The following is a 4,050-nucleotide window of genomic DNA, read 5'->3' as shown; positions in this document are numbered from 1 at the left end:
GTCCGGGTACCCGGACCGGGTTTCTGCGTTCAGAAGGTCAAGCGCGACGCTGAGTGGACGCCGGACCGGACTCGTCGTCCTCGTCCTCGTCATCCGTGTTGTAGAGATCCGCGTACTGAGCGTACGGGTCGTCTTCCTCGTCGTCGTCCTCGAACGGCTCGCCATTCGGCGGCTGGCTCGAAGTCGATGCGCCCAGCTCGCTGGCCAGACGCGACAGGTCAGTCCCGCCGCTGCTGTACTTCAGCTGGCGGGCGACCTTGGTCTGCTTGGCCTTTGCCCGGCCGCGCCCCATGGCTCGACCCCCTCGGTGACGGGGCTCGTCGGCCCCAGAGTCTTGACACGCGTTCATGTTTCGGAACGGGCTCTCGACAGAGAGACCGGTCCGTAGGGTTTCAACGGTACCTGTTTCCGCGGGCCTACGGTACGCCGCGCGCATCACATTCCCCGGTACAGAACCGCTGAGGCATCCCTTCCTTGCTGGTCAATCGCGATTTTAACCTCTTCTTGAGGTCCGACCCGCCGATCGGCGTGAGCGAAGTCTCGCGAATCCACCGCAAAGCCTGATCGATCGGCGGGCCGGACCGTCAAGCTCAGGCCCGGCGCGCCTCGGCCATGCGCTGCTCGGCGATCCGGTCGGCCGCCGCGGCCAGCGGGATGCCATCGGACTTCGCACGTGCGAAGATTTCGAGCGTGGTGTCGAAGATCTTCGTGGCCTTGGCCTTGCAGCGGTCGAAGTCGAAGCCGTGCAGCTCGTCGGCCACCTGGATCACGCCACCCGCGTTCACGACGTAGTCGGGGGCGTAGAGGATGCCGCGCGCCTCCAGGTCCTTCTCGACACCGGGGTGCGCGAGCTGGTTGTTGGCCGCGCCGCAGACGATGCGCGCGGTGAGCACCGGCACGGTGTCGTCGTTGAGCGCGCCGCCGAGGGCACAGGGGGCGTAGACGTCCAGGCCCTCGGTGCGGATCAGCGCGTCGGTGTCGGCGACGACGGTGACCTGCGGGAACTTCTCGGTGATCCGGCGCACCGACTCCTCGCGGACGTCCGTGACGACGACCTCGGCCCCGTCGGCGATCAGGTGCTCGACCAGGTAGTGGCCGACCTTGCCGACGCCTGCGACGCCGACCTTGCGGCCGCGCAGCGTCGGGTCGCCCCACACGGTCTGCGCGGAGGCGCGCATGCCCTGGAAGACGCCGAAGGCGGTGAGCACGGAGGAGTCGCCGGCGCCGCCGTTCTCGGGGGAGCGGCCGGTGGTCCACTGGTTGACCCGGTGGACGACGTCCATGTCGGCGACGTAGGTGCCGACGTCGCAGGCCGTGACGTAGCGGCCGCCGAGCGAGGCCACGAAGCGGCCGTAGGCGAGGAGGAGCTCCTCGGTCTTGATCTGCTCCGGGTCGCCGATGATCACGGCCTTGCCGCCGCCGTGGTCGAGCCCGGCCATGGCGTTCTTGTACGACATGCCGCGGGAGAGGTTGAGCGCGTCGGCGATCGCCTCGGCCTCGGTGGCGTACGGGTAGAAGCGGGTGCCGCCGAGGGCCGGGCCCAGGGCGGTGTTGTGGAGGGCGATGACGGCCTTGAGGCCGGTGGCGCGGTCCTGGCACAGCACGACTTGCTCGTGGCCACCCTGTTCCGAGTGGAAGAGGGTGTGCAGTACGTCAGGAACGCCGGTCACATCGGTCACGGTGGTGACTCCCAAATACAAGCGGCGGAAGGTCCCCCCTGTGGGTGGGGGTGGGACCAGGTCGGGACGAGGGTAAGTCCTACCTGGCCGTAGCAGGGACGCAGTGCCGAGGATCACCCTCTCCAGGAGTACCCGTGGAAGGATTTGCGACATGTCGGTCCCCTCGTCGGTGCTCGTGCCCTATGCCTCGTACCTGAGGGTGTACGAGCCCCTGGCCGCCTTTCCCGAGCCGGAGCGGGGTCACTGGGCCCGCTATGCCCGGCGGCCGGACATCCCGGGCGTCCAGGACGAACTGCGGCGCTCGCTCGCCGACTTGGTCCCGGTGCCGCCGGTCCCGGTGCCGGTGCACGAGAGCGGCGACGCGTTCGTGACGACGGTGGACGGGACGGTCCTGGTCTGCCCGTGGCGGACCCGGCTGCGCGGCTGGCTGGCGCTCGGGGAGCTGACGGGCGGGACGCTGCCGGCGCAGGTCCTGGACGCGATGCTGCCCCCGGTCGTACGGGAGCAGTTGGCGGCGGACCACGAGCGCTGGCTGGCCCGGAACCCGGACGCGCGGCCGTGGATCCGCAGCGCGGTGTGGCGGGTGCCGCTGCGCTGGTTCGTGCTGTTCTCGGACGAGGAGCGGGAGTACGTGCCGGGGGAACGCGCGCCGGGGAAGCGCGCGCCGGGGGAGCCGGCTTCGGGCGGGGAGCCCGTACTGCGCTACCGGACGCCGATGGTGCAGGCGCGGCGGCGGCTCGCGCGGGCGCTGAAGGCGCTGCGGGAGGCGATCGACGAGGGTCCGATGACGGAGGGTCTGGTCGAGGTGGGGCGCTGGCTGGAGGAGTTCCATCCGCGGGCGCTCGTGGAGCTGGACTACGGCGGCCTGGTGCACGCGCTGGACGCGGAGGCGCTGGCGGGCGACCGGTCGGCGGCGGACGTGGCGGAGGGGATCGAGGCGCTGCGGGCGGGGGACGGCGAGCGGGCGAGCGAGGCTTATCGGCGTTTCGCCGCCCGCTGGCGGGCGGTCCGCAACCTCCAGTTCGCCAACTGACCATCGACAGGACATGTCCACCTGATGTAGATGATCTTCATCGCTGGACACCTGTTCGGGCCTTTGGTGTGCTCTTGTGGGGACGTTGGGGTGCGCGGGGCAGGACGTAGGTCCCGATCCGGGCCTTTGGCTCAAGCGTGATGGATCGCACTTAACGCACCCTTGCGCCCATCGCCCACCCTCGTGCCAAAATAGGACAAGGAGTCCGGGGAGGGTTCCTTCCGCCCAAGTGAGGGCGGATTGCTCGACATTGCACTCTATGGGGGGTCTGAGGACTCCTGATCGCCACTGTGACTGATCGTCACAGTGGCGTGACTGTCCGTTATGGCATGGTCAGTCGACTTCCGCCGCTGATGAACACCTGCGAGGGCAATTCCATCGGTTTGGCCGACGCGGCTGGACGGATGGTGTAGTTGTAGTGCCGAGGACAAGCCGTTCGTCCTATAACCGACTCGACCCGCTTCTGCCATTTCGGGCATGGCGGGTCAAGGTGCAGAATTTAGAGGAAAGAACCGAGAAGGTTCGGTTCTCCCGAGGAGGCCGCTCATGACCGCTCGCACCCCTGATGCCGAGCCGCTGCTGACCCCTGCCGAGGTTGCCACGATGTTCCGCGTGGACCCGAAGACGGTGACCCGCTGGGCCAAGGCCGGCAAGCTCACGTCCATCCGCACGCTGGGTGGGCACCGCCGGTACCGCGAGGCCGAGGTCCGCGCCCTGCTGGCGGGCATTCCGCAGCAGCGCAGCGAAGCCTGAGGCGCTTGCGACACACGCCACACCCCGTAACACCCCGCAGCACCGGGCACATTCCGGGTCCCCCAACCCGGCAGCCCACCCCATAGCTCTGCCGACAGGTTCCTGCCCCAACAGGCCCCATGTCATCGATCGCGCTGGACTCCGCCGGGTCCAGCGCGATCTTTTTGTGCGCGCGTAGAACGGCCGTGGACAGCCCGCGGGTCACCTGGGGGTCACCCGTGGAGCCGTGCAATTGCACATATTAAATTGGGGTGATGTAGGGAGGGTGTAAGTCCGGCACTTCCTGAAACGGATTCAGTGACTCCCGTCACATCGTCAAAGTCTTGCCCTGCAACAGCCTTCCACTCCCGGCGGGGACGCGGAACACGCCGTTGGTCACCCGTGGGTGGGACCTTGGTCCCTGCGGCGCGAGAAGGCAAGGCGGCACGCAAGAAGGCCCGCACCAAACGGTGCGGGCCTTCTTCACTTGCGATCCTGACGGGACTTGAACCCGCGACCTCCACATGCTGAAACTGACCAGGGACGCGCGGAAGACCAAGGACGGGTCCCGGCCCGCCACCCTGTACATGTCCAACCAGCACGCCC

Annotated in this window: 4 protein-coding genes; 2 read left to right on the top strand and 2 right to left on the bottom strand. The window is 68.3% G+C overall.

The genetic code is table 11. The annotated features are described in order from the left end of the window. Positions 1-37 precede the first annotated feature (37 nt). Positions 38-292, bottom strand: a complete 255-nt coding sequence (locus ACWEJX_RS37540; RefSeq protein ID WP_356068407.1) for a DUF3073 domain-containing protein — start codon at positions 290-292, stop codon at positions 38-40. Between the two features lie 298 nt (positions 293-590). Continuing rightward, positions 591-1,679 (bottom strand): Leu/Phe/Val dehydrogenase, encoded by a 1,089-nt coding sequence (locus ACWEJX_RS37535; RefSeq protein WP_451611888.1) that lies wholly within the window; start codon positions 1,677-1,679, stop codon positions 591-593. A 151-nt stretch (positions 1,680-1,830) separates the two neighbouring features. Here ACWEJX_RS37535 and ACWEJX_RS37530 point away from each other — a divergent pair, with 151 nt between their 5' ends. Beyond that, complete coding sequence (locus ACWEJX_RS37530; RefSeq protein ID WP_451611887.1) at positions 1,831-2,712, top strand: hypothetical protein; 882 nt, start codon at positions 1,831-1,833, stop codon at positions 2,710-2,712. 546 nt (positions 2,713-3,258) lie between these two features. Beyond that, entirely contained in the window at positions 3,259-3,465 is a 207-nt protein-coding gene (gene bldC / locus ACWEJX_RS37525) for a developmental transcriptional regulator BldC (protein ID WP_003949541.1), read from the top strand. The last annotated feature ends 585 nt before the right edge of the window (positions 3,466-4,050 follow it).

The organism is Streptomyces sp. NPDC004788 (genome assembly GCF_053601115.1).
The sequence above is the reverse complement of the archived record's forward strand: the minus strand, read 5'-3'. Positions and strand labels throughout refer to the sequence as shown.

Coding starts and splice junctions, on each gene's coding strand:
- ACWEJX_RS37540 (WP_356068407.1), bottom strand. CDS start 292: ATGGGGCGCGGCCGGGCAAAGGCCAAGCAGACCAAGGTCGCCCGCCAG.
- ACWEJX_RS37530 (WP_451611887.1), top strand. CDS start 1,831: ATGTCGGTCCCCTCGTCGGTGCTCGTGCCCTATGCCTCGTACCTGAGG.
- bldC (WP_003949541.1), top strand. CDS start 3,259: ATGACCGCTCGCACCCCTGATGCCGAGCCGCTGCTGACCCCTGCCGAG.